At 64.5% G+C, this 24,674-nt stretch carries 24 protein-coding genes; 8 read left to right on the top strand and 16 right to left on the bottom strand.

The genetic code is table 11. The features are described 5' to 3' along the window. Positions 1–6: 6 nt before the first annotated feature. Positions 7–1,383: a dihydrolipoyl dehydrogenase gene (lpdA, locus tag ACO07D_RS11455; protein ID WP_421703075.1), complete on the bottom strand. Its 1,377-nt coding sequence runs from the start codon at positions 1,381–1,383 to the stop codon at positions 7–9. A 181-nt stretch (positions 1,384–1,564) separates the two neighbouring features. On the opposite strand from lpdA, the gene ACO07D_RS11450 reads away from it, so the two are divergent. Beyond that, positions 1,565–2,179 (top strand): helix-turn-helix domain-containing protein, encoded by a 615-nt coding sequence (locus ACO07D_RS11450; RefSeq protein WP_421703074.1) that lies wholly within the window; start codon positions 1,565–1,567, stop codon positions 2,177–2,179. Positions 2,180–2,241: 62 nt separating this feature from the next. Here ACO07D_RS11450 and ACO07D_RS11445 read toward each other — a convergent pair whose 3' ends face one another. The 4 genes from ACO07D_RS11445 to ACO07D_RS11430 form a co-directional block, all read right to left on the bottom strand. Beyond that, a complete protein-coding gene (locus ACO07D_RS11445) occupies positions 2,242–2,457 on the bottom strand; it encodes a hypothetical protein (RefSeq protein ID WP_421703073.1) in 216 nt (71 codons plus the stop codon). A gap of 10 nt (positions 2,458–2,467) precedes the next feature. Then, positions 2,468–2,704 carry a hypothetical protein gene (locus ACO07D_RS11440; protein WP_421703072.1) on the bottom strand — a complete coding sequence of 79 codons (237 nt, stop codon included), beginning with the start codon at positions 2,702–2,704 and terminating at the stop codon, positions 2,468–2,470. A 92-nt stretch (positions 2,705–2,796) separates the two neighbouring features. Beyond that, positions 2,797–4,155, bottom strand: coding sequence for an ATP-binding protein (locus ACO07D_RS11435; RefSeq protein WP_421703071.1), 1,359 nt, complete (start codon positions 4,153–4,155; stop codon positions 2,797–2,799). Next, on the bottom strand, positions 4,139–4,822 hold the full coding sequence (locus ACO07D_RS11430) for a winged helix-turn-helix domain-containing protein (protein WP_421703070.1): 684 nt from the start codon (positions 4,820–4,822) through the stop codon (positions 4,139–4,141). Before ACO07D_RS11430 ends, ACO07D_RS11435 begins: the two co-directional genes overlap by 17 nt. A gap of 204 nt (positions 4,823–5,026) precedes the next feature. Here ACO07D_RS11430 and ACO07D_RS11425 point away from each other — a divergent pair, with 204 nt between their 5' ends. Together ACO07D_RS11425 and ACO07D_RS11420 are read left to right on the top strand one after the other, a co-directional pair. Then, on the top strand, positions 5,027–6,271 hold the full coding sequence (locus tag ACO07D_RS11425) for an NAD(P)/FAD-dependent oxidoreductase (protein WP_421703069.1): 1,245 nt from the start codon (positions 5,027–5,029) through the stop codon (positions 6,269–6,271). Between the two features lie 81 nt (positions 6,272–6,352). After that, on the top strand, positions 6,353–7,270 hold the full coding sequence (locus ACO07D_RS11420; RefSeq protein ID WP_421703068.1) for a hypothetical protein: 918 nt from the start codon (positions 6,353–6,355) through the stop codon (positions 7,268–7,270). Here the strand turns inward: ACO07D_RS11420 and ACO07D_RS11415 are convergent. Continuing rightward, positions 7,267–8,205 (bottom strand): LysR family transcriptional regulator, encoded by a 939-nt coding sequence (locus tag ACO07D_RS11415; RefSeq protein ID WP_421703067.1) that lies wholly within the window; start codon positions 8,203–8,205, stop codon positions 7,267–7,269. The two genes, ACO07D_RS11420 and ACO07D_RS11415, sit on opposite strands and share 4 nt — an antisense overlap. A 124-nt stretch (positions 8,206–8,329) precedes the next feature. Between ACO07D_RS11415 and ACO07D_RS11410 the strand changes: the two genes are divergently transcribed. Genes ACO07D_RS11410 through ACO07D_RS11395 form a run of 4 tightly spaced genes read left to right on the top strand, consistent with a single transcriptional unit; the run spans position 8,330 to position 11,497 of the window. Then, complete coding sequence (locus ACO07D_RS11410; protein WP_421703066.1) at positions 8,330–8,632, top strand: (2Fe-2S)-binding protein; 303 nt, start codon at positions 8,330–8,332, stop codon at positions 8,630–8,632. Next, positions 8,625–10,028: an FAD-dependent oxidoreductase gene (locus ACO07D_RS11405; RefSeq protein WP_421703065.1), complete on the top strand. Its 1,404-nt coding sequence runs from the start codon at positions 8,625–8,627 to the stop codon at positions 10,026–10,028. The genes ACO07D_RS11410 and ACO07D_RS11405 overlap by 8 nt, the downstream gene beginning before the upstream one ends. Then, on the top strand, positions 10,025–11,140 hold the full coding sequence (locus tag ACO07D_RS11400) for an NAD(P)/FAD-dependent oxidoreductase (RefSeq protein ID WP_421703064.1): 1,116 nt from the start codon (positions 10,025–10,027) through the stop codon (positions 11,138–11,140). The genes ACO07D_RS11405 and ACO07D_RS11400 overlap by 4 nt, the downstream gene beginning before the upstream one ends. 12 nt (positions 11,141–11,152) lie before the next feature. Then, positions 11,153–11,497 carry a RidA family protein gene (locus tag ACO07D_RS11395; RefSeq protein ID WP_421703063.1) on the top strand — a complete coding sequence of 115 codons (345 nt, stop codon included), beginning with the start codon at positions 11,153–11,155 and terminating at the stop codon, positions 11,495–11,497. Here the strand turns inward: ACO07D_RS11395 and ACO07D_RS11390 are convergent. The 4 genes from ACO07D_RS11390 to ACO07D_RS11375 are packed head-to-tail and all read right to left on the bottom strand — an operon-like array spanning position 11,478 to position 15,767. Continuing rightward, the gene (locus ACO07D_RS11390; RefSeq protein WP_421703062.1) at positions 11,478–12,266 is read right to left on the bottom strand and encodes a maleate cis-trans isomerase family protein; all 789 of its coding nucleotides are present in this window, start codon (positions 12,264–12,266) and stop codon (positions 11,478–11,480) included. The two genes, ACO07D_RS11395 and ACO07D_RS11390, sit on opposite strands and share 20 nt — an antisense overlap. Before the next feature lie 9 nt (positions 12,267–12,275). Next, positions 12,276–13,442 carry a M24 family metallopeptidase gene (locus ACO07D_RS11385; protein ID WP_421703061.1) on the bottom strand — a complete coding sequence of 389 codons (1,167 nt, stop codon included), beginning with the start codon at positions 13,440–13,442 and terminating at the stop codon, positions 12,276–12,278. Beyond that, entirely contained in the window at positions 13,435–14,622 is a 1,188-nt protein-coding gene (locus ACO07D_RS11380; RefSeq protein ID WP_421703060.1) for a diaminopropionate ammonia-lyase, read from the bottom strand. Before ACO07D_RS11380 ends, ACO07D_RS11385 begins: the two co-directional genes overlap by 8 nt. Further along, positions 14,622–15,767 carry an amidohydrolase gene (locus ACO07D_RS11375; RefSeq protein ID WP_421703059.1) on the bottom strand — a complete coding sequence of 382 codons (1,146 nt, stop codon included), beginning with the start codon at positions 15,765–15,767 and terminating at the stop codon, positions 14,622–14,624. Before ACO07D_RS11375 ends, ACO07D_RS11380 begins: the two co-directional genes overlap by 1 nt. A gap of 122 nt (positions 15,768–15,889) precedes the next feature. Between ACO07D_RS11375 and ACO07D_RS11370 the strand changes: the two genes are divergently transcribed. Beyond that, the gene (locus ACO07D_RS11370) at positions 15,890–16,339 is read left to right on the top strand and encodes an Lrp/AsnC family transcriptional regulator (RefSeq protein ID WP_421703058.1); all 450 of its coding nucleotides are present in this window, start codon (positions 15,890–15,892) and stop codon (positions 16,337–16,339) included. A gap of 15 nt (positions 16,340–16,354) precedes the next feature. On the opposite strand, the gene ACO07D_RS11365 is transcribed toward ACO07D_RS11370, so the two are convergent. From ACO07D_RS11365 to ACO07D_RS11340, 6 genes are all read right to left on the bottom strand, one after another. Further along, a complete protein-coding gene (locus ACO07D_RS11365) occupies positions 16,355–17,206 on the bottom strand; it encodes a sulfotransferase domain-containing protein (RefSeq protein WP_421703057.1) in 852 nt (283 codons plus the stop codon). Between the two features lie 32 nt (positions 17,207–17,238). Continuing rightward, the gene (locus tag ACO07D_RS11360; protein ID WP_421703056.1) at positions 17,239–19,593 is read right to left on the bottom strand and encodes an exopolysaccharide transport family protein; all 2,355 of its coding nucleotides are present in this window, start codon (positions 19,591–19,593) and stop codon (positions 17,239–17,241) included. A gap of 111 nt (positions 19,594–19,704) precedes the next feature. Further along, on the bottom strand, positions 19,705–20,862 hold the full coding sequence (locus ACO07D_RS11355; RefSeq protein ID WP_421703055.1) for a polysaccharide biosynthesis/export family protein: 1,158 nt from the start codon (positions 20,860–20,862) through the stop codon (positions 19,705–19,707). A 155-nt stretch (positions 20,863–21,017) separates the two neighbouring features. After that, a complete protein-coding gene (locus tag ACO07D_RS11350; RefSeq protein ID WP_421703054.1) occupies positions 21,018–22,184 on the bottom strand; it encodes a glycosyltransferase in 1,167 nt (388 codons plus the stop codon). Then, a complete protein-coding gene (locus ACO07D_RS11345; RefSeq protein ID WP_421703053.1) occupies positions 22,181–23,491 on the bottom strand; it encodes an O-antigen ligase family protein in 1,311 nt (436 codons plus the stop codon). Before ACO07D_RS11345 ends, ACO07D_RS11350 begins: the two co-directional genes overlap by 4 nt. Then, complete coding sequence (locus ACO07D_RS11340; RefSeq protein ID WP_421703052.1) at positions 23,488–24,618, bottom strand: glycosyltransferase; 1,131 nt, start codon at positions 24,616–24,618, stop codon at positions 23,488–23,490. The genes ACO07D_RS11345 and ACO07D_RS11340 overlap by 4 nt, the downstream gene beginning before the upstream one ends. Positions 24,619–24,674: the final 56 nt, after the last annotated feature.

Here is a 24,674-nt window from a genome sequence, read left to right as displayed (position 1 = left end):
CGGGCCTCAGGCGTGCAGGGCGCGGCCAAGCGCGTCCAGGCAGGCTTCCTTGACCGCTTCGGCCATCGAGGGATGGGCATGGCAGGTGGCAGCGACCTCGGTGATCGTGGCGCCCTTGGTCATCGCCAGCACCAGCTCCGCGATCAGGTCGCCCGCATGCGCCCCGCAGATATGCGCGCCCAGCAGCTTGCCGTCGGGGCTGGCCAGCACCTTGACTGCACCGTCGGTTTCACCCGAGGCGCGGGCGCGGGAGTTCGCCATGAAAGTGAACTTTCCGGTAATATAGTCGGTGCCCGCATCCTTGAGCGCTTCTTCGGTCTGTCCGACCGAGGCCACTTCCGGGTCGGTGTAAACCACGCCCGGCACGGTGCCGTAATCGACGTGCCCGTTCAGACCGGCCAGGTGTTCGACACAGGCCACGCCGTCCTCTTCGGCCTTGTGGGCCAGCATCGGGCCGGGCACACAGTCGCCGATGGCGTAAATACCGGGAACCGAAGTGCGGAAGGTCTCGTCGACCTCGATGAAACCGCGCCCGTTCACCGCGACGCCCAGCGTGTCCAGGCCGAGGCCACCCAGAACCGGGCGGCGGCCGATGGCGACCAGCACCTTGTCGGCCTCAAGCGTTTCCTCGGTGCCCTTGCCGACGCGTTCCATGGTCAGGGTCAGGCCGTTGTCGCCCTTCGTGACCGATTGCACTGCGCGACCCAGCTGGAACTTCAGCCCGCGCTTGGACAGGGCACGCTGCGCCAGTTTCGCGATGTCACCGTCGATGCCGGGCAGGATACGGTCGAGGTATTCCACCACCGTGACCTTTGCGCCCAGGCGGGACCAGACCTGGCCCAGTTCCAGGCCGATCACACCAGCGCCGATCACCACCAGATGCTCCGGCACCTCTTCCAGCGCCAGCGCGCCGGTGGAGGAGAGCACGTCCCCCTCGTCGATCTCGACACCCGGCAGCGGGGTGGGTTCGGAACCGGTGGCGATCAGGATATTCGCGGTCTCGTAGGTCTCATCACCGACTTGCACGGTGCCCGCGGCCGGGATCGTAGCCCAGCCTTCGATCAGGTCGACACCGTTCTTCTTGAACAGGAAGGCAATGCCCTTGGTCAGGTCGCCCACGACCTTGTCCTTGCGTGCCATCATCGCGCCCAGGTCCAGGCTGGCGCCTTCGACGGCCACCCCATGAGCGGCCAGGTGTTTCAACTCGGCGTATTTGCCCGAGGAGGTCAGCAGCGCCTTCGACGGGATGCAGCCCACGTTCAGACAAGTTCCGCCCAGGCTGCCGCGCCCTTCGACGCAGGCCACTTTCAGCCCCAGCTGGGCCGCGCGAATGGCGGCGACATAGCCGCCGGGTCCAGCACCGATCACGATCAAGTCGTACATGCGTTCCTCCTTTGCCCCGCCACATTCCAGTTGTCGCATATAATGGAATGTGTTTCCTAAGCGGGAATTGCTGTTCCCTATAGGAAACTTTTGAGGAAAGTGCAACATTTGTGTGCAATTGGATACTTTGACAGGCACAGGCGCCGGAATTAAGTTTCGAGAGAACAAGGGAGAATTCCGGATGGACGTCGAGATCGAAGAGCAGGCCACCCCGTCGGCAGAGGGTGCGGAGGCGCCGGATGGCGAAGTTCTGGGGCGCATGATTCGTGAGGCGCGCAAGGCCAAGAACCTCACTTTGGAGGAAACAGCGCGGGCTGCAGGCATCGGTCGGTCAACCCTGTCGAAGATCGAAAACAACCAGACCCGGCCCAGTTTCGACATCATCCGCCGCCTGACCCAGACCCTGGGGCTGGAGACGCCGCAGCTCTTCGTGCAGGCGCCGCAGAGCAACATTTCAGGTCGACGCGATTTCACCCCGGCCGGCCAGGGCGAGGTCAAGGACACCCCGACCTATCACCATGAACTGCTGTGCAACGAACTGTCGAGCAAGCGCATGCTGCCCTATATCTCGACCATCCGCGCGCGCGATGTCAGCGAGTTCGACACCTGGGTGCGCCACACGGGTGAGGAGTTCATGTTCGTGCTCTCCGGCGAGCTGATCTTCCATTCGGAACATTACCGCCCGCTGAAGATGCGGGTGGGCGACAGCATCTATTACGACAGCGGGATGGGGCATTGCTGCACCACGGTCGGCGACGAGGATGCCGTGGTGCTGTGGATCTCGCTGGATATCTGACCCTGCGAAATCGCAAAAAGCTGCGCCCCGCCGGGATGGGCGGAGCGTCAGGTGTTTCGGGGTCAGTTGCGGCGGTGATCGTCGCGCTCGTAGTCCCGGTCTTCGAACCAGTGGCCTCGGTTCCGTTCCGTCCAGCCATCCATCTGGTGTTCGAACCGGTCGTGCCAGCCGCGGTCCCGACCGTGATGGTCGCTGTCGAAGACGAGCCCACCGAAGGCGAGGTTGGAGGCGACAGCGAGGCTCAGCACCACCGCGCCGCCGATCAGGTAGATACGCATCCTTCCCTCCTTACGCGGGCTGCGCTTCAGCGTCCGGGGCGTCCTTCTGGACCGGCTCGGCATCCACGGTCTCGGCGTCGGCCTCTTTGGCCTGACGCGCCATGGTGGTCACGGCCCCGGCGGCGATCAGCGACAGGCCGAACGCCAGCCCCAGCATGAACAGGCCAAAGAAGGCCACGAAGGGGGCGAGGATCAGCGCGCCCAGGATACCAAAGGTTACGGCAAAGAAGTTCTTGATGGACGACATCTGTTGTTCCTTTCATCGGTTCGTCTTTCGATGGAAAACAGATATGGCCCCTACCCGCGCCTTGCCTGACCGGCGGTTTACAAGTTTGTAAGCTAGGTTGACGGGGCGAATTCCGCACGGATGAACAGGCCCCTGCCGGTGGCGGGATCCGGGCTCAGCACCACCTTGGCGCCGTGCAGCTCCGCGATGGTGCGCACCAGGGCCAGCCCCAGGCCCGCCCCTTCTGTGGTGCGGCTCTTTTCCAACCGGTAGAGCGGCTGGAGCACCTTGTCATGTTCCGCCTCAGGAATGCCCGGCCCGTCATCCGCCAGTCCCAGCGCGCCGTTTCGGGCGACCAGGCGCAGCGCGGTGCCGTCGGGCGTATGGCGCAGGGCGTTCTCGATCATGTTGGCGAGCATCTGGATCAGCAGCACCCGGTCACCCGTGATCTGCATCTGCGCGTCGACATCGACTTGCAGCGAGCGGCCGGAATCCTCGACGACAGGGCCGTAAGCGGCGGTCACTTCACCCGCGAGATCCGCAAGAATCAGCGGCACAAACTCCGCCTTCGTGGCCCCGCTCTCCAGCTTGGCAATGCGCAGGAAGGCGTCGAAAATGCCGATCACCGTCTCGGTCTGCTCCAACGCAGCGCCGATCTGCTCCGCGCTGTCGCCGGTTTCCAGCTCGGCGGTCAGAGCGGTTTCCAACCGGATGCGCAGCCGGGTCAGGGGCGTTTTCAGATCATGGGCGATATTGGCGGAAAAGTCCCGTGTCTGACGCATCAGGCGGTCGAGCCGCGCGGTGGTGTCATCCACCCGGCGCGCCAGGGCATCCAGGTCATCGCGGTTGCGGGCGGGCGCAACCCGCGCGTCCAGGTCGCCCTCGGCCACCTGCGCCAAGACGCTGGAAATCGCACTGATGCGCCGCTGGTTGCGCAGCCCGAACCAGAGCCCGACCACCACGGCCGCACCGGACGACAGCAGCCCGACCAGGAGCAGGGTTTCAAAGGCGATCTCTTCAAACTCATCTCGGCGGCTGAGGTTGCTGCCGACCACCAGGTGCCCGCCCTCGATCGGGCCGCCTAGGAACAGCCATTGGTGGAAGCCACGAAAATCGCGCTCGTGGTCGTCGGCGTCGTCCTCGTGATCGTCGTCATGATCAAAACGGTCGCGATGGCGCGGCTCCCCCTCTTCGAAGAACCCACTGCGCCCTGCCTCGGTCAGGCGTACGATTTCAAGGCTGGTGATCGGATAGTCGGCCGGGTCAAAACTGCCCGCCTCGATCTCGGCCGCGACCTGATCGAAGCGCGCCTGCAGCTCTGTCTGCATCCGCCGGGTGAACTCACGCTGCAACTCGAATAGAGCGCCCGCCCCGGTCAGCACCAGCACCACCAGGAAGGCGAGCGTCAAGAGCGCGGCCTGGCGCAGGCCCGACATCTTGCGATAGGGGGTACGGTCAGGATTTCGGCTCAAAGATATACCCCGCGCCGCGAATGGTGCGAATGACGCTGTCGCCGAACGGTTTCTCGATCTTGGCGCGCAGGCGGCTGACATGAGTTTCTACGACACTGGTGGTCGGATCGAAATTCATGTCCCAGACCTTTTCCAACAGCATGTTACGCGTGAGGATGCGCCCCTTGGCCCGCAGGAAGGCCTCGAGCAGCCGGAACTCCTTGGCGTTCAGATCCACCGCCTGGCCCTGCCGGGTGGCGCGCTGTTTCAACAGGTCTAGCGTGATGTCACCCGCCGTCAGCCGCGTGACCTCCGGTTCCGGCGAGGCCATGGCGCGGCGGCCCAGTGCGGCCACGCGCGCCTCCAACTCGGTAAAGGCGAAGGGTTTCGGCAGGTAGTCGTCGGCCCCCGCCTGCAAGCCCTCGACCCGGTCATCCACATCCGACAGGGCGGTCAGGAACAGTGCCGGGGTCACATTCTTTGATGCACGCACCGCCTTCAGAACGGACAGCCCGTCAAGCTCCGGCGTCATGCGATCGAGGATCAAGAGGTCGTAATCGGTGGTCGTTGCCGCCACCAGCGCGTCGCGCCCGTTCTCGACCCAATCGACCACGTGTCCCACTCGGGTCAGCCCGTCGCGCACCCAAGTGCCGATTTCAATGTCATCTTCGAGAAACAGGATCTTCATGTGACCTTCCTAGCGTTGTCACGCGGGGGGCGCCACAGGTTTGGGCACTGCCGGGATATCAGCAATATCGCCCTTCACCCTGCCGCCTTCCTGTTGCGCGGTTTACATCTTTGTAAGGTTCCCGCCCCCACCACACCACTTTTCCAATTGAAACGCGTCGTCACCAAGGTCACTCTGCGCGGTGGGACACACGCGGGGAGGAGCATGGAACAGAAACATGTCGTCATCGTCGGCGCGGGGATCGTCGGCGCCGCAACGGCCATCTGGCTGAGACGCGCAGGCGTCGAGGTCACGCTGCTCGACAAGGGGGAACCCGGCATGGGCGCCTCTTACGGCAACGGGGGCATCCTGGCCAGCTGCGCGGTGGTGCCCGTGACCACGCCGGGCCTGCTGACCAAAGGACCGGGCTACCTGCTGGACCCGAGTTTTCCGCTGTTCCTGCGTTGGAGATACCTGCCCAAGCTGGCCCCTTGGCTGACGCGCTACTTGTCCCATGCAAACGAAATGGATACGCGCCGCATTGCGCAGGGGCTGACCCATGTGATCGGCGACAGTCTGGAACAACACCAGGCACTGACCTCGGGCACAGAGGCTGCGAAGTGGGTGCAGCCCAGCGATTACAGCTTCGCCTACCGCAACCGCGCGGCTTACGAGGCGGACAATTTCGTTTGGAAGCTTCGCGAGGAAGCCGGGTTCGTGCCCGATCTGCTGGAGGGTGCCGAGGTGCGCGAACGCGAGCCGATCCTCAGCCCCGATATGGGCCTGCTCGCCGTCATGAAGAACCACGGCTACATCCTGAACCCGGCTGGTTATGTGAAAGACCTCGTGGCGCTGCTGGGGCAGATGGGCGGCAAGTTCGTCCGCGCCGAGGTCAAGGATTTCGACCTCTCCGGCGGGCATATCCGCGCCGTCGAGACCGACCAGGGCCGCATCGCGTGCGATCAGGCGGTGCTGGCCGCCGGGGTCTGGTCCGGCCCGTTGATGGGCAAGCTGGGCTTGAAGGTGCCACTGGAGGCCGAACGCGGCTATCACATCGTCTTCAAGGGCCCCAGCGAGCTGCCACGCAGCCCGATGATGCTGACCTCGGGCAAGTTCGTGGCCACGCCGATGGACCACGGCCTACGCTGCGCGGGCGTGGTCGAGTTCGGCGGCATGACCGACAGGCTGTCTTCCGCACCGCTGAAACTCTTGCGCAAGAAGGTGGCGGAGGTTTTCCCGAGCCTCACCGCCACCGAGGAAGAGGAATGGATGGGCTTTCGCCCCGCCCCGTCCGACAGCCTGCCTCTGATCGGAGAGCTGCGCAACACTGGTGTCTTTACCGCCTTCGGACATCACCATATCGGGCTGACCGGCGGCCCGAAAACCGGGCGCATGGTGGCCGATCTGATCACCGGCACACCGACGAATGCCGACACGCGCCCCTATACCCCCATGCGTTTTTCCCGATAGGATCGCGAGCCATGCAAGCGCGATCGGCGGAGAAACATAACATGACACCAGGTTTCGCCATTCCCACGGCGCGCCGCTGACATGGGCTGGCTTCTGGAAACCCTCGCCCGGCATGGCCGTCTGGCTCTGGTCGCCGGGTTGGTGGCGGGATTGGCCCTGCCCTCCGTGGCGCTGGCCCTGAAACCCTGGCTTGCCCATCTCGTGGCACTGCTTCTGTTTCTCACTGCGCTCAGGATTGGCCCGACAGAGACCTGGCGCGGGCTCAGGCAGGGCCGCGGGGCGCTGCGCATGGTTCTGATCCTGCAACTTGCCCTGCCCCTCGCAGTCATGGCGCTGCTGGCGCTCGCGGGGCTGCTGGACACGCCCGTTGCGCTCGCGCTGCTCCTGATGCTCTCCGCCCCCGCACTCACCGGATCGCCCAACCTCTCGCTGCTCTTGGGAGCCAAGCCCGAACCCGCCTTTCGCCTACTGATCCTGGGCACGGCGCTGGTGCCGCTAACCATGCTGCCCGTGTTCTGGCTACTGCCGCAACTGGGCGATTTCGGCGCGGCGGTCTGGGGCGCGCTGCGCCTGCTCGCGGTGATCGCGGTGGCCGTTGCCTTGGGCTTTGTCCTGCGCCACCGCTGGATCCCGACGCCCACGCAGACGCGGCAGGTGGACGGCGCCATGACGCTGGCACTTGTAGTGATCGTGGTGGGGCTTATGTCCGCCCTGCGCCCTGCGCTGGAGGCCCGCCCGCTGGACGCCCTGGGCTGGATGCTGCTGGTCTTCGTGGTGAACTTTGGTCTGCAGGCAGTGACCTACCACGCCAGCCGAAGCCTGGGTCACAGGCACGAGGCCGTGCCCTTCGCCATCATCGCAGGCAACCGCAATGTGGCATTGTTCCTGGTCACCTTGCCCGCCGCCCAGGTCGAACCTCTGCTGCTGTTTCTTGGCTGCTATCAGCTGCCCATGTATCTAACCCCGCTCTTGATGCGCCGCTTCTATACCCGCGCCTAAGGGGTCAGCCACTTCTGTCTCTCAGAACCGTCCTGCAACGCGCGGAGTGCGCCGCGCAGGTGGTCGGCGAACCCCATGGCCAGCCCGGAGGGCGCCCGATGCGCCGGCTGCAAGAGCGACACGGACAAGGTGACACCGGGGCGGAACGGGCGGAACACCACAGGACGTGGACCCGGGCGGGAATTGACATAGCCAGCTGCAGTGATCGGGTCACAAATGCAGGCGCAATGCCCTCGCGCCACCAGGGTCAGGGCCGGTTCGAACGTCCGTAGCTCGAACCGCTGCACAAAGTCGGCATCCTGCGCGACAAAGGCCCGCCCGGTCGCAAGAAGATTGGGATGGCCCGCCTGCAGGGCCGCCAGCGGCCTTCCTGACAGGTCGCGCGCCTCGATCACCTCTCGGGCGACCAGCGGGTCATCCGCTGGCAGCGCACAAACGCATTCCAAGGCGAAGTCTTCGGACCGCAGCGCCGGGTTCGGCTGCGGCGTTTCGGCAAGGCCAATGTCATATTGCTGAGAGACGATCCATTCCACCACCACGGAAGAGGCGCGCATCATCAGCGATGCCTTGACCTCCGACCGCTCAGCCAGGAAATCCCCCAGCAACTGCGGCATCATCTGGCTTGCCGCCGAGGGCATGCAGGCGATGTTTAGCCGTCCCTTGGTAAGCGCGCCGATCTCTTGCATCGTTCTGGTCGACAGGGACAACCGGTCAAGGATCGCCTCCGCCTCGCCCTGAAGGAATCGCGCTTCCGGTGTCGGCTCCATCCGGCCGTGTTGGCGACGAAACAGGGGTTGCTCCAACTCGGCTTCCAGGTTGGCGATCAGTGCGCTGACCGCAGGTTGGGTCCGGCCCAGCACCCGCGCCGCCTGGGACACGGAACCGCTGCGCATGACTTCGCGAAAAGCCTGCAGTTGCCGAAAGCTGATGTTCATGGGCGTTCCCGATATCTCACGCCAACCATAAGCCAGATCTATGGATACATCAATTTAATCGCTTTGACTTGATAGGTGCAGCTTTGCATCTTGCCCCGATCCGCATCCCTGCTTCGGAGGCCCCATGTACAGATCCCTCAGACCCGATCCCCATTTGATAGAGCTTGAGATAAACGGCAAACCTGCCATGGCCGCCGAAGGCACTACCGTCTGGTCTGCCATGGCCCTTGTCGGTCAGGACGTGACCCGCAAGGCCGCCCTGTCCGAAGCAGATCGCAGCGCCTTTTGTGCCATGGGGGTCTGTTTCGAATGTCTGGTCGAGATCGACGGTGAGCCCAACCAACAGGCCTGCCTGCGCCGCGTGTCCCCCGACATGAAAGTGCGCAGCCAGGTGATTACCGACAGGTCTGTGGTTGACCATGAGTGATTTCGACTATGCCATCATTGGTGCCGGTCCTGCCGGGATGAGCGCCGCCCTGACGTTGGCGGAACACGGCCTGCGCCCCTTGGTGCTTGACCGCGCCCCGCGTGCGGGTGGGCAGGTGTTTCGCTCTGCCGCGCACTCTCCCCTGTCGGATACCACCCCCCTCGGTCCTGACTACACAGATGGCGCCGTGTTGATTGAGGCCTACGAGGCATGCGGCGCCCATCATTCCGCCGGTGCCGATGTCTGGCATGTCGGCGAGGACGGGCGCATCCTCTATTCACTGGACGGTGAGACGCACCAAGCGGAGGCGCGCGAGCTGCTGCTCTGTCTCGGCGCCATCGAACGCCCGATGCCGATCTCCGGCTGGACCCTGCCCGGAGTGATGACCGCCGGGGCTGCGCAGGTCATGCTGAAATCCGACGGGCTGGTGGCCGAAGGGGCGGTCTTCGTCGGCTCGGGGCCGCTTCTGCTGTTGATCGTCGCGCAATACTTGCGCCTTGGGGTCAAGGTTCGAGCGGTCGTCGACACCACGCCCCGCCGCAACTACCTGGACGCAGCGCCTCTGCTGCCCAGCGCGCTGAGCTCCTGGCCCATGTTGAGAAAAGGCTTGGCCCTATTGGCCGAAATCCGCCGCGCGGACGTACCGGTGTACCGGAACGCGATGAACTTGGAGGTGATCGGCACCACTCGCGCCGAAGGTTTGCGGTTCCGCACGGGCAAGGCGCGGGAAATCGCGTCCGACCACATCTTTCTACACCACGGCGTGACCCCGAACCCGAACATGACCCGCGCCATGGGGCTCGATCATGTCTGGAACGAAGACCAGTTGACCTGGCACGTGGCGACAGACCGGTTCGGCCAAAGCTCCCTGCCCCATGTCGCTGTCGCTGGCGATGGCGCGGCGATTGTCGGGGCGGAAGGCGCGCAGCATGCCGGACGGCTCGCGGCGCTCAACATGCTCCACCGTATGGGCCGGATCGACCGCGACACGCGTGACCGCGAAGCACACGGTGACCTTGCTGCCCTGACCCGGCTTGCCCGCGCGCGCCGCTTCATTCACCGGCTCTACCGCCCCACGGAGGCCCTGCGCTTGCCCAGCCGTGACGACACCCTGGTCTGCCGCTGCGAGGAACGCACGCTCGGCGACCTGCGCGAGGGTTTTGCCGAGGGCGCGCGTGACCCAAACGCTTTGAAAGCCCGCACCCGCTGCGGCATGGGTCCTTGCCAGGGCCGTCAATGCGGACCAGTCGTCAGTGGGTTGCTGGCCAATTGGCGCGACGAAAGAATGGAAACAGTCGGGTACTACCGCCTGCGCAGCCCACAACGGCTGCTGAGCCTCGCCGAGTTCAGCCGCTTCCGGACCGTTTCACCTGCACGACGGGAGGCTGCGGAATGAAGGCGGATGTGCTGATCGTTGGCGGCGGCATCCAGGGCTGCGCCACCGCCTGGAATCTGGCCCGCGCGGGGGCCTCGGTCATTCTGATCGAGAAAGACCACGTGGCCCGCCATGCCTCCAGCGTGAACGCGGGCGGAGTGCGTCTGTTGGGCCGGGACATGGCCGAAGTGCCCCTGTCCAAGGCCGCGATGGAGATGTGGCAGAGCCTTGATGAAGACTTGCAGGGTGACACCGGCTTTCGCGCCACCTCGCTGATCAACATCGCGGCGGATGAGGTGGATATCACCACGCTGAAGGCACGCGAAGCCCGGATGCAGGCCGCCGGGTTCACCCACGAGCGTATCATTTCCCGCGATGAGTTGCGCGAGCGTCTGCCCCATGTGCATCCGTCCTGTAGGGGTGGGGTGATCTCGAAAAAGGACGGGCTGGCGATCCCCTACAAGGCCACGAACGCCTTCCGCCTGAGTGCCGAGCGCCACGGAGCGCTGGTGTTGGAGGGCTGCGAAATGACCTCCCTGCGCCGAGTTGGACCGGCCTGGCTGGCCGAGACCTCTGCCGGACGGATCGAAGCGGAGACGGTGGTCAACTGCGCCGGGGCCTGGGCGGATCGCGTGGCGCTGATGATCGGCGACAACGTGCCCCTGACCCATGCCGCGCCCATGCTGATGATCACCGCGCGCATGCCGCGCTTTGCCGATCCCGTCGTCGGCGCGGTAAGCCGCCAGTTGAGCTTCAAGCAGTTTGACAATGGCACAGTGCTGATCGGCGGAGGGGCCAAGGGATTTGCCGACCGCGCCGCGAACCGGACCCGGCTGGACTATGCCAAACTCGCCAACGCCGCGCGCATCACGACGGAGTTCTTTCCGATCATGGCGCGCGCCTCGATCAACCGGATGTGGGCCGGGCTGGAGGCCTACATGCCCGACAACCTGCCGGTGATCAGCCCTGCCGTGAACGCCGCCCGCGCCTTCCACGCCTTCGGCTTCTCTGCCCATGGGTTCCAAATGGGCCCGATTGTGGGCAAGGTCATGGCCGACCTGGTCCTGACAGGGCGATGCGATTTCGACCTGTCCCCGTTCCACATTGACCGCTATGACCGCAAGGTCCTTTGAACGGAGAGCCCCATGACCATCACCCGTATCGAAACCGGCGCCCGCATGAGCAGGATCGTCAAGCACAATGGCGTTGCCTATCTCTGCGGCCAGACCTCGGACGCGCCCACGGTGGCCGAGCAGACGCAAGTGATCCTTGAGAAGGTCGAGGACCTGCTGGCCACGGCGGGCAGCGACAAGACCCGCATTCTGCAATGCGTGATCTGGCTGTCGGACATGGCCGATTTCGCCGAGATGAATACGGTCTGGGATGCCTGGGTGCCAGAAGGCCACGCCCCTGCCCGCGCATGTGGCGAGGCGAAATTGGCGCGCGACGTGCTGAAGGTCGAGATGATCGTCACCGCCGCCTGCGACTGAGTTGCCCTGGTGGCGGGATCAGCCCCGCCACCGTGAACAGCCTGCCGAACTTGGGCATCGGATCGGTGATCCCGGCCAGCCGCAACATATGCCAGGCCAGCGCCTGGTTGCTGGACAGGACGGGTTTGCCGATCTGCGCCTCGACCTCGGGGATGATCCGTAGGCAGCGCAGGTTGGTGCAGGAAATGACCACGGCGTCACAGGGCGCGGTCTCGGCCACGTGGATCGCCGCCTTGGCTATCGCCGCCTCGCTGATGCGCGCCACGACCCGGTCATCACCTTCCTCGAAAGACCCGAACCCCGCGATGGAGAAACCGGCTGCCTCCAGACGGTCCCGCATGGTCTGGCTGACCTCGGGCAGGTAGGGCGTGACGAAGCCCAACCGTTCCGCGCCCAGCGCCCGCCCCGCCGCGATCAGTGCGGCCAGTGGGTCGGTGACCTGCGCCTTCGGGTGCACGGTGCGGATCGCTGCCGCCACCCGGTCGGACCCAATCACGCTGGAGGCCGAGGTGCAGCCGTAGCCGATCACGTCGAACGTGGTCGCCTCCGGGAACTGGCGGGCGGTGGCGGGCAGGTCTGCTTCCATCCGCGCCAATGTCTCGGGGCGCACTTCCGGCACCATCGGGATGCGGTTGTGATAGAGCGCCACGCCGTCGATCCCCATGATCCGGGCGAACTCGGGCTCCAGTGTTTCGTCCGTTTCCAATACGATCACGCCGAGCGTGGCGCGGGTGCCGATGCCATCATCCGTGTCAAAGGGCAGTTTCATGGGACCTCCTCAGATCACGGGCAGGTCTGGCGCGGCGCGGCAGGTCAGTAGCTCGGCGCCGCCCGCACGGACCACGATGTTTTCCTCGTGCACCATGATACGCCCGTCACCATAAGACAGCGAGGGTTCCAGGGTCAGCGCCATGTTTTCCTCGATCACGGTCTGGTCGAATGCTGCATGCGAGGGCCATTCGGTCAGCTGCATACCCAACCCATGGCCCAGGCGACCGACGTCGCCGCCGGCCTCGTCCAGCTCGGCAATCACACTGCGCATGGCCTCGAAGAGGTCACGACAGGTGGCGCCGGGCCGGGCCGCAACAAGGCCCGCTTCGGTCGCCCGCCACAGCACGTCATAGGCCCGGCGCGAGGCGTCATCCGCTTGCCCCATGGCCCAATTGCGGTCGAAATCGCAGAAATAGCCGTCCCAGGTCGCACCGGTGTCGAGCATGACAATGTCACCGCGTTGCAGGGGCCTTGGCGTGGGCGGGGAGATCACGTCATGATAGCCGCCCTGATCCGCGCCGCCGACAAGGTAGGGCACGTCATCCGCACCTTGCGTCAGCGCCTCACGGCGAAAGGCACGGAAGAGGTCTTCGAAGGGCAGACCCTCCTGCGCAAACTCGGGCACCCTGGCGAAGGTTTGTGAGCCGATGGCGCAGATGTGGGCCAGTTTTTCGATCTCGGCCTCGGATTTCACCATGCGCAGGGCGCGCACCAGCCCAGTGCAATCGGCCACCTCCAGCCCCGGCAAACCGGCCATCAGCCGTTCGTAGTCGCCCAGAGGCATGCGCAGGCTGGTTTCGTGCCCTTTCATCACGCCAATGCGCGCCTTGCGGGCGGCGTAGGGGCTGAGCAGCTCGGTGAGCAGGGAAATCCCGTCGTCCTCAGGCGCGGGGGCCGACCAAGTGCGAATGTCCTCGACCCAGGTGCGACGCATGAGATCGGCGCCGATTTCGGGGATCACCGCGATGGGTTTGCCGCTCGCCGGGACGAACAGGAACCAAGGCCGGGTCGGGCTTTGCCAGAACAGAGTGTGAAAGCCGCTGAAATAGCGCACCTCGGGTTCGGTCAGCAGCAGCAGACCATCCAGGCCTTCGTCGGCCATCCGCGCCTGGGCGCGGGCGGTGCGGGCTGCGAACTCCGCCTCGGCAAAGCCGCGACGCGGCGCCTCAGACATGGTCAGCCCCCGCCATGATCGCGGCGAAGATGTCCGGATCGGTCACCCCTTCGGAGCCGATCAGCAACACGCGCGCGCGCGCGTCCAGGCCCAGTTTTGCCCTCAAATCCGCGTCCTGACAGGCGGCAATCACGGCGGCGAGCCCAGCCACGGCGCTTTCGCCCGCCTCGACTTTTGGGCTGCCTTGCGCCAGCAAACGCACCGTCGGCGCGACAATGTTGTCCGGGATAGTGAGGAAATCGGCGGCCTCCTCGGCCAGGATTTCCCAGGCCATTTCCGATGGTTCGCCACAGGACAGCCCAGCCATGATGGTTTCCTCGTCAATCGGCACGGCGGTGGCCGCCCCCTGTCGGGCGCTTTCGTAAAGGCAGGCCGCCAATTCGGGTTCCACGATCACCACACGCGGCGCAGCGTCACCGTAGAACTGACGCAGGGCAGCGACAACCGAGGCCGCCAGCCCGCCAACGCCGCCCTGCAGGAACACATGGGTCGGCGCCTGTTCCTGCGCCTCGCAGGCCTCGCGCGTCATCACGCCGTAGCCCGCCATCACGTCGCGCGGCGGTTCGGTGTAGCCCTCCCACGAGGTGTCCGAGACGACGAACCAGCCGTTTTCCTCGGCCTCATCCCGGGCCAGGGCGACCGAGGCGTCATAGTCACCGTCGATGCGGATCACCTCGGCGCCCAGATCACGCATGGCCGACGCGCGTCCCTCGCTAACCTCGGCGTGGATGTAGATACGGCAGGGTGCGCCAACCATTTGGCTGCCCCAGGCGAGCGAGCGGCCATGGTTGCCGTCGGTGGCCGAAACCAGAGTGACCTTGGCACATTCATCGCGCAGGGCGCCGCTGCGGATCTCTTCCAGACTGACCTCGCGACCCAACCGATTGGACAATTCGCGCTGCAAGACACGCATGGCGGCATAGGACCCGCCCAGTGCCTTGAAACTGCCCAGGCCGAAACGCGGGCCTTCGTGTTTGTAGTCGATCCGGGCGAGCCCCAGGTTGCGTGCCAGGTCGGTCAGCGCCACCAGCGGGGTGGGCGCATAGCCCGGCCAGGCGGTGATCTCGGCCCAGGAGGCGGCGAAATCCTGGTCGGACAGGACCGTATGGGCCGCCTGCCCGCCGGTCGGCTTGCCCGCCACATGGGCCAGGCGGGCATTGGTAAACGTATCGAACATCATCAGTCCTTTCCTTCCGGCAGCCGGTCGCGGACCAGCTGGACCCAGAACTCCGCCCCGATCGGCAGGAGGTCGTCGTTGAAATCGTAATCCGCCGCGTGCAGCGGTTGGCCATTGGCGCCTTCGGTGCCGTTGCCCATCAGAAGGAAGCAACCCGGCACGGCGGCGGCAAAATGGGCGAAATCTTCGGAAAAGGTCATGGGCGGGCGGTTACGGATCACCTCGCAGCCTGCGGCCTCTCCTGCACGGTAGACCGCCTGCACCGGATTCGGTGCATTGATCGTTTCCACGAACTCGGTACGAAAATCGACTGTGATCTCCACCCCATGGGCGGTGGCCACGCCCGCCGAAATCTGACGCATGAAGGCTTCGATCTTCTCTCGGTCCTCCGGGGTGCCAGCACGTACGTCGCCTTTCAACACCGCACGACCGGGCAGGACGTTTCTCTGCCCATCCGTCAGGAACTCGGTCACCGACACGACCGCCCCGGCCCCTGGGGCCAGCTTGCGCGCGACGATGGTTTGCAACGCCCCGACCAGCTCGGCCCCGACCGTGATCGCATCCACCCCGACTTGCGGCATCGAGGCATGGCCGCCCTGGCCTTGAATGGTGATCTCGAACAGGCTTTCCGAATTGCAGATCAGCCCGGCCCGGGTTGAGAGCTGGCCCAGCGGTGCGCCGGGCAGGTTGTGGATGGCGTAGACCTCTTCGATCGGGAACTGCTCCAGCACACCCTCGTCGATCATCGCCTTGGCGCCCAGCCCGTGTTCCTCGTTCGGTTGGAAGATCAGAACGACCGTGCCGTCAAACCCCTGCTCGGCCGCCAACCGCTCGGCGGCGCCCAGCAGCATGGTCATATGTCCATCATGGCCGCAGGCATGCATGACACCCGGGGTTTCGGACGGGTAGTCATGGGTCGACATCTCGGAGATCGGCAGCGCATCCATATCGGCGCGCAGCCCGATAGCCCGGTTGCCGGTTCCGACCCGCAACACGCCAATGACGCCCGTCCCTTCATATACCTCAGCCCCAAGCCCGCGCAGAATTTCGGCAACGCGCGCCTTTGTGCGGTGCTCTTGAAAACCCAGCTCGGGCTTGCGGTGAAACCCGCGGCGTATTGTGGTCAGTCTGTCGTGAAACTCGGTCATGGCACAGCCTTGGTGTTGGTTCGATAAGTCTAGGCCGGTTCTCGGGCGGGATGACATGGATTTTCGCCCACTCTGTGACGAATTTCATTGCCGGTTTTCAAGAATACGACAAAATTCGGATCATGGATGACAAGGATCTACAAATCCTCCGCCTTGTGCAGGAGAATGCCCGCCTGACCGCCGATGCCATCAGCCAGGACGTCGGCCTGTCCCCACCTGCCGTGCAGAAGCGACTGAAGAAACTGCGCGACACGGGGGTGATCGAGCGTGAAATCGCCGTGCTGTCTCCGGCCAAGCTTGGGCGCGAGATGACAATCATTGTCGAGGTGTTGCTGGAGCGCGAGAACCGTGCGCATCTGGACGCGTTCAAACGCAAGATGCGCGATGCGCCCTGCGTACAGCAATGTTACTATACCACTGGCGAGGCGGATTTTCTGCTGATCCTCACCGTGCGCGACATCAAGGAATACGAACAGTTCACCCAGGAGCATTTCTTCGACGCCTCCAACATCAGCCGGTTCAAGACGGCGGTGGTGATGGATCGGGTCAAGACTTCGCTTGACGTGCTTTGAGCTAGGCCGACCCCGTCAGCCCACCTTGGACTGTGGTGGCCAGGCCGGAAAATCCGGGCGGCGCTGAAACGCCTCCCAATCCGGGCCCAGAAGATCGGTCAGGTCACCGGTCTGCGCACGAATCTCCGCACGTTCCTGTTTGAAATCCGCACCGCCGGAATAGACGAGCTTCTTGAAGGGAACGACTTTCAGCATGGTGACCAGGCGGCGGAAGCCGACCGCGCGCATCGTGCGTGTGGTTGCGTGAAACACACGCGCCGCGATCAGGTTGCGCGGCACCTTGGCCGCGTTCACCGTCTTGTCGCGCAGCCCCGGGTCCGGCGGCACATAGGGCACGTCCAGCAGTGCGCAAAGCTCGCGGCAGAACCCCGCTGGGTCGTCACACATCTGGCGGAAGGACAGCAGATGCACGTTCTCGGCGCCAAAGGCCTCTTCCCAGCGGCGGGTGTTGGTGTGGAACAGCCCGCTTTCGATCACGTCGGGATACTCATTTGCCATGCTGGCGAGAGATTGTCGTTCGACACCCATCTTTCGGTAGTGGAAGTAGTGCGACACGGCACGATCGAACGGATTGCGCACGATGCAGATAATGCGGGCTTTGGGCACAAGGTCGAGAGCCCGTTCACAGGCATAGGGTTTGTGAAACAGCGATGGCGCGACCTCGACCCGGATACGTCCATCAGGATCGGCAGGGAACAGCGAGCAGTACCAGTCAAACCCATTCTCGAACACCTTGTCGAAGAAGAACGTCTCTTTCCGGTCGAGCGGCAAGGCCACCTGGGCGCAGGTTTCCAGATAGGCCTGCACCCAGGTCGTGCCAGCCTTCGTCGGACCGACCACCAGGGCAAATGTCTCGCTCAGCGCCATGGGTGCGCCTCCCTTTCCAAGCCCCTCCCGGGCTAGATATCAACCTCCGATGCCGAGACGCCCGCCAGCATCGCGCCAACCAGTTTCGGTGGGCCGATGCCCGCGACGGACAGCTCATGTGTCAGAGGACCCTGGCGGGTTTGTTTCCAGTCGGACACCAGGGCGAAATGCGTGACGACCTCGGACAGGACGGATGCATCCGAGGACATGGCCAGTGGCGACAGGTCCAGGACCACGTCATCGAATTCCCGCAACAGCGCCCCAACCATCTGTTTCAGACGGCTGGGGTCAAAGACCGCGGGCGACAGGGCGACCTCGCCCCCCTGTGCGCGGTTCGGCAAAACGTGCAGGCCGATCTGGTCCTCGTACCACAGCGCCTGATCCAGCGGCGCGTCGGCCGAACTCAGATCCAGGTCCGCCACCCCCTGCGTGCTGGTCGGGCAGAGCGCGCGCGACAGATACATGTCGTTCCAGTCGAAATCGACCAACAGGGTGGCACTGCCGCCAATGGCCAACATCTGTGCGAAATTCGCGGCTGCGATGCTGCGTTCGGCGCTGGGTTGGTCCGAGATGAAGCCAATCACATTGCCGCTGGCCCGCTGCGCGTCACCATAGGGCGTGGCTGCATCCACTTCGGCCTTCAAACGGCGCAGGGTCTCGCTGTAGCGCGACAAGGGCGCACGGATGGCGGTGCACATCTCGGGCGCGTCGGACAGCAGTTTCAGGTGGCGTTTCGGGTCGGCCAAGGACATGCGCGGCGATCCTGGTGGTTTCTCCGGCAGCGCAGTTAGAGGGCTGTCGGCAGCCCCGTTACGCCCCAGCCACCCCTTGCCGCGCCGCGCCTTTTCGCGGTCGGCCTTGCCGGGCAGCAGGCCCAACACCGGCGCCTGGGCGGCATTGGCCAGCTGTGCAGCGCTGCGCACGCGGCCATCTGCGGTTTCCAACAGGAAGGCCCCGCCAGTGCCCACGGTAAGGCCGATGAGCAGTCCCAGAACCGCCAGTCGCCTCAGGCTGGGACCCGCGGGAAACTCCGGCGGCTGCGCCTTCTCGATGATCGTTGCCACCGCCTTGGGGAAGCTTTTCTGCTGCACCGTGCGCAGGTAGCTGTAGAGATAGCGCTCATGCAGCTGACGATAGATGCGCGCCTCACCTTCAAGCGTGCGCAGTTCGGCATCAATCGACACCGGCACGGGCTGGCCTTCCTCGCTGCGACTGGCCTCGAAGGCGGCCAGGGCGGCGGTTTCGGCGCGGGTGGCCTCTTCGACACGCAGCTGCGCCTGGGCGAGTTCCTCGCGCAACAGATCCCGGCCATTGTCCTCAAGCGCGGCGATGCGGGCGTCAAGCTCCACGAGGATCGGATCGTCCAACGGCAGGCTGCCCGCCGCCTGTTCACGCTCCAATCGCACGATCTCCGCCTCCTGGATGATCGCATGCAGAGCGGGATGGTCGCTGGTGTCCAGAATGCCGCGCAGGCCCAGTTCACTTTCCAAAAGCGCAGTCAGACGCAGCACTTCGGCCTGCGCCAAGCTGCGCCGATCCATGGTCCGTTGCAGCTCGCTCCGCGCGGCGTGCTGGCGGGTCGTTGCCACCGCTTCCTCGACCGAGACGCGCCCCCGCCCGCGCAACAGCTCCATACGCGCTTCGGTGTTGCGGATTCGCACGCTCAATTCCTCCAGGCGCGCATCAAACCAGCCCGCAGCCTTGTCCGCCGAGCTTTGGCGCACATCAAGGCGATTGTTGATATAGGCCTCGGCGATGCCATTGACGACATCCGCCGACAGCTCGGGCGAGGCTGACGAAAACTCAACACTCAGCACCAGGGTCAAGGCGTTGCGATTGATCGCAACATTGTCGCGCAACCGGCTGACCGCGGCCTGGAACAGCTCGTCCTCGTCCATCGGCTCCACATCGGCTGCAGGCCATCCCAGAAGCACCAGGAAGTCGCCGATTGCCGTGCGTAGGGGCGTGGTAGCCTCGCCCATGAATTCCTCGTTGTGATGCAGGTCCAGCTCGCGCACGACCTGGCTTAGCAGCAAAGGCGACCGCATCAGCTGCATCTGGCTTTCCACCACCGGGTTGGTCAGCTTGAGATCCTCGAAGATCTCCTCGTCGCGGCCAAACGGGTTCAGGCTCTGTTCATCCAACAGAATGCGCGACTTGGCCGAATAGCTGTCCACCCGCGTGGCATCCAGCAGGGCGGTCACGGCCAGGCAGAAGATGGTGAACAGGACCACGGCCGGCCAACGCCGTCGCAGCACGCGCAGCACCGCCCGAAAATCGAACAGGGGCGGCGCAGCAGGCATGATGCCCCCGGACGGGCGGTCACCAGGCAGGGACGCGGGGCGCATCTCGACCCCGGTGGTGGTGTTTCGACCCATTTCGCCCATCATCTTCTCCTTCCCTCGACGTGTCCTCGGATCATTGGAGCCTCCTCCATGGATCCCGGTTCACGCTCCCCTGCCCCGCGCCCCTCCTCCGGACGCGCGGCAAAGCCCCCTTCACTCGGCAAAACGCACATGCACCACATCGCCCGGCAACAGCGACGTGCCCGGCGTGACCTCGATCTGCAACGCCTGATCGCCCAGCTTGCGGAACACAGTGATGCGCGGCGCGCCCAAAACCTCGCCCTCGCGGTCCAGCTCGGCCAGCCCGGCGGTGCTGAGGTCGATCTGAACCCGCAACTGCGACGCCTGCTGCGCCAATTCCTGAATACGCTGCTGATACTGCAGCGCGCCCTCGCGCAGGGCCTGGTTCTGCTTCAGCACCAGTTCACGCCAGCTGTCTTCAGCGCTGAGCCGGTCCGCCTGCACGCCTGAATACCGTTCGGCCGCTTGCAGATACAGCCTGCGCGCCTGGATCAACAACGTGCTTGGGCGCACCCCCCGCGCCACGAGGTTTTCCATCTGGTCGACCTCCTCGCGCTCGCTCAGCACGATACCCGACATGACTTCCTCATGGCGTAGCGCCGCCATGACGCGGGTCTCGGCCTCCTTCACGCTGCGTTCAAGGAAGGCCAGTTCCTCTTCCAACAGCGCGTTGGTTGTGGCGACCTGGCTGCGGGCCAGTTCGATCGCCGAAGTGATCAGGATCGGCGGCGCGTTCAGCTCTTCGATCTCAGTCGGGTCAATGTCCTCGGCCCCTTCCAGCAGGGCGCGTTGGACGGCCATCTCGGCCATCACGCCCACCAGTTCTGCCATTAACACCTGCGGATGTTCACGCACGCGAATATCCGGGCCGTCGGCAGAAAAGAATTGATTCTTGATCCCCTTCGCCGCGGCAATGGCCTGGCGCACATTCATTCCGACAACAAAGGGTTGCTGACCGGGCGAATTGACCGCCCCGTCGACAAAGATCGGCCGGTATTCGGCCAGGGTCACACTGACCTCTTCCGGCGAGATCGAAACCAGCAGCTCCTCACCATTTACCCGCTCGCGGAACACCGATCCGGTCATCAGCACCGGAATGTCCTTGCGCAGCTGGTTGATGGTGCGCCCGGCGACGGTCAGCTCGCCGGCGAAGGGCAGAAAGATTGTGCCATCATTGCCCACCACGACCTTTCGGTTGAATTGAGAATTCGACAGGAACGTGACCGACAGCACATCGCCTGGCCCGATCGGATAGTTCTGCTGCGCGCGGGCGGCAGGTGGGCTCAGCATGATCAACAGCGTGGCAACGAGGGCAAAAATGACGTGCGACCATCGACAGTGGACCCGGTCGGGCGTGAACGCGGAACGGGCTTGAAACAGGTGCCAAATGGGTCGCATCATATCTGTCCATCGTTGCGGTATAAGTGTCAAAATCAAGTCACTGGTCATGGGAACAAAATCCCCAGGTAAGCGTCGGTAACTGTTTCTATACCATATTTTTCTGCTCTTTTCTCGGCCCTCTCGGAAAAGTGGTTACGACGCGCCTCATCACAGATGTCCCGCATGGCTGCCGACAGGGCGCGGGTGTCCTCCATCGGCACCAGGATTCCGTGTGCCTTGTCGTCCCAGGGCGGGGCTTTGCGGGCCTCGGTGCCCAGCACTTCGGCAGGGCCGGTAGGACAGTCGGTGGCCACAACGGGACAGCCCAGGCACATGGCCTCGATCAGGGTGTTTGGGAAACCTTCGGCGCGCGAGGCCGCGATCAGCGCATGGGCCCGGCGCATGATCGGATAGGGATTGTCCGCATAGCCCGCCAAGGTCACGCGGTCGGCAATGCCCAACCGCCGGGCCTGGGCCTGCAAACGGTCCCGCTCCGGCCCCTGGCCCAGGATTACAAGGGGCGGTGGGTCGTTCAACCGTGCATAGGCATCAAGCAGCAGCGCGAACCCCTTGTTCGGCACCAAGCGCCCAACCGCCAGCAGGAACCGCGCAGGCAGGGGGATCGCCGGATCGTCCTCCGCCCTGACCCGCAGGTCAGCCGCGTCAATCGGATTGCCGATCACGGAAATGCGGTCACGCGACACGCGATAGTTTCGCGCCAGGTCATCGGCAATGCCGTGGCTGACAGCAATCACCCGATCCGCCCGGGGATAGGTGGTCCGGATCACGTGCCGCTTCAGCAAAGCCAGGCGCGAGGCGGCCGTGTGGCTGGTGGTCTGAACCCTCTCGCTGATGATCACCCGATGGCCGAACCGGCGCCCCAGCCAGGCATTCAGACTGTTGGCGCGGGTCAGGTAGCTGACGCAGGTGGCCGGACGGTGATCGAGGTCACGCCAGTGCCGGGTCAGCATGCGCAAGCTGCGCAGAGTGTTGCCACGCCCGTCCAGACGGTGCACGGGAATGTTCTTGGGCAGATCCTGCGCGATGGGCACATCATCCAGAAGGACAAGTTCGACAGGCCGCCCCTCGAGCGCGCCGCGCAGATGGCGTAGAAGGTTGGCCATGGCGCGCTCGGCCCCACCGCCCTCCATCGAGTTGATCAGGAATGTCAGCAAACCCTGGTCCTGAACAGGCACCGTAGCGGCGGGCACCCTGCGCCGCACCGTGTTCATGTCACCCCCGTGGTCAAAGCGCGGCGACGGCCGAGCTTGAGCACTCCGAACGGGTCGGAGGTCGGCCGCGGTGCTGGCGACCCATAGGGCGCATCTCGCAGCATGGCAAAGCCCACCACCGGCAGGACCCAATACAGGGTGTTGTGCAGCAGGAAAAAGGACCCGGCCCAGTTGCCGACAAAGGCAAACAGGACAATCACCAGCCCCAGGACCGAGATCTCGACCCGCACGCCATTCATCAGATTACGGAACGCCATGACCGCCAGCCAGCCAAACAGCACCAGGACCATACCCAGCCCGAAGAACCCGATGTCCACCGCCAGATCCAGATACCCATTATGAGCATGGCCGACATCTGAACCGGTCAGGGCCAAAAGCCCGGGGCCAACCACGGCCCACCCAGCGCCATATCCGCCGCCAAAGACCATCATGTCCTGCATCGAAACCAGCACGCCCTCCCAGATCGTGGTGCGACCGGTCAGCGTGGCATCCTTGCCCAGAATGCCCAGCACGGACACAAAGATGATCTGCACGGACAGGGCACTGATCACCGCAAAGGGCAGGCCCAGCAGCATCAGCACCGCACGGCCGGCCGCAGACATCCTGCGCATCGCAAACAGCACGGCGGTAGTGGGCAGGATAACCGCCGCCATCAACTGGGCCTGCGAGGAGTTGGACTTGAGGATCATGAACAGGCCCAGCACGGTCACCGACAAAAGCACGGCCTGACCCAGGCGCCCTCCCGCCCGCAGCACGACACCCGCAAACAGGACCGACACGCACAGCGCCATCAGGCGGCCGAAATCGTTCTTGTGTCCGAACAGCCCGCGCCAGCTGCCCGCGTGGCCTGCATCATTCAGGTCTTCGACCTGATGAATGCCGATCAGCGGATCGGTCTGGATCACGACAAAATTCATCACCACAAGGCCGATGCAGACGGTCAGCAGCATCGCAAAGAACCGCTGCGGCGTGAAACGCAGCACCAGCCAGAAGGCAAAGGCAGTGGTCAGCACAAGGCTGCCCGCCCGACGCAAGCTCAGGTTCGGATCCTCGGACCAGCCCAGAGACAAAACGGCCAGCCCCACCGGTACCAGCACCGGCCAGTAGAGCCCCAGGATGCGGGCCACCGCCTGACGGTGCAGCAGCAGCGCCAGCACTGCGTAGACGCCCAGAAGCGCGCCGATCAACTGCACCATGGGGGCCGATTCCGATCCTTCCGGGGTCAGGTAGGTGGTAAAGGTGCGCGACATGAAGAACAGGCCGCCCCAGGCGACCAGGTATTCGACATATCGCAGCAGACGCCTCATGCGGCCACAGCCCTGGACAGGAACGCCTGCGCGATCCGGCCGATCTGATAGCGCTCGGCAATGGCAGCCAGGCGCGCGCGTTCCGCCTCGGCAGAACCCAGTTCCTTGGGCGACAGCACCTTGTCGATAACGGCAGCCATTGCACCGGCTTCTCCAACCGGAACGATGCGATCTGGGAAATCTTGTGCCAGGATCTCCCGCGCCCCGTTGCCGGCGCAATCGGTCGAGATCGCGGGCACCCCGGCCGACACCGCCTCGATCAACGCGTTGGGAAAGCCTTCGGTGATGGAGCTGATCAGGAAAAGATCGGCCTGAACCAGATAGGCAAGACGGTTCATGCAGAAGCCCATGAAATCGACGCGGTCGTCAATTCCCAAGCTCTCAGCCTCGGCCTCCAACGCCGCGCGCTCCGGGCCATCTCCCAGGATCATAAGCCGCAGGTCCGGCCGCGCCCCAGCCATGGCGCGCAACATGGTCGAATAGTCTTTCTGCGCGACCAGGCGCCCCATGGCGATGGCGACGGGGCGATCCTCGTGAAACCAAGGGTGGTCGGCCGGATTGGCGCGGGCCTCTTCAATCTGTTCCAGGTCCGGCGCGGGATTGTGGATCACGCCGGTGCGCGCAGCGCTCAACCCCGCCACGGACGAAATATCACGCGTCACCTCACCCGTATTGCCAATCACCGCCCGAGCGGATGGGTACAGCAGCCGAACAAGCTTGGTGACAAGCACCCGACGCAAAGGGTTGTAGCCCGCCGACAAGGTCGAGAACTGGTTGCGTTCGCAGACCACCACCGGCGTCCCACACCCGGCGAGCCTGGCGGCAATCAGGGCGGTCAGATTGTTACGTGTCAGAGCCGAAATCAAGGCGGCCGGTTCATGCGCACGCAGATGCGCCACCAACCGGGGCAAAGCACGGATCGCCCGGGTCTTTCCCAGCACATGCAACTGCACGCTGCCGGACACGAGGTCACGCAGCGGGCCACCCGTATGATTGACGACCAGGTGTACCTCCTGCCCGGTTTCGGCCAGATGGTTGGCCAGGCGAATGAAGATACGCTCCGCGCCCCCACCCGAGAAGGCCGGAATATAGAAATGCACAGCGTGGCTTTGTCCAATTCGAGACACCACCATCCCTCCCAGAAAACGATGATTGTCCCGCTCGGGAATGTGACGCCGACCCC

Source organism: Aliiroseovarius sp. (assembly GCF_965228805.1).
Classification (GTDB): domain Bacteria; phylum Pseudomonadota; class Alphaproteobacteria; order Rhodobacterales; family Rhodobacteraceae; genus JASBTN01.
The sequence above is the reverse complement of the archived record's forward strand: the minus strand, read 5'-3'. Positions and strand labels throughout refer to the sequence as shown.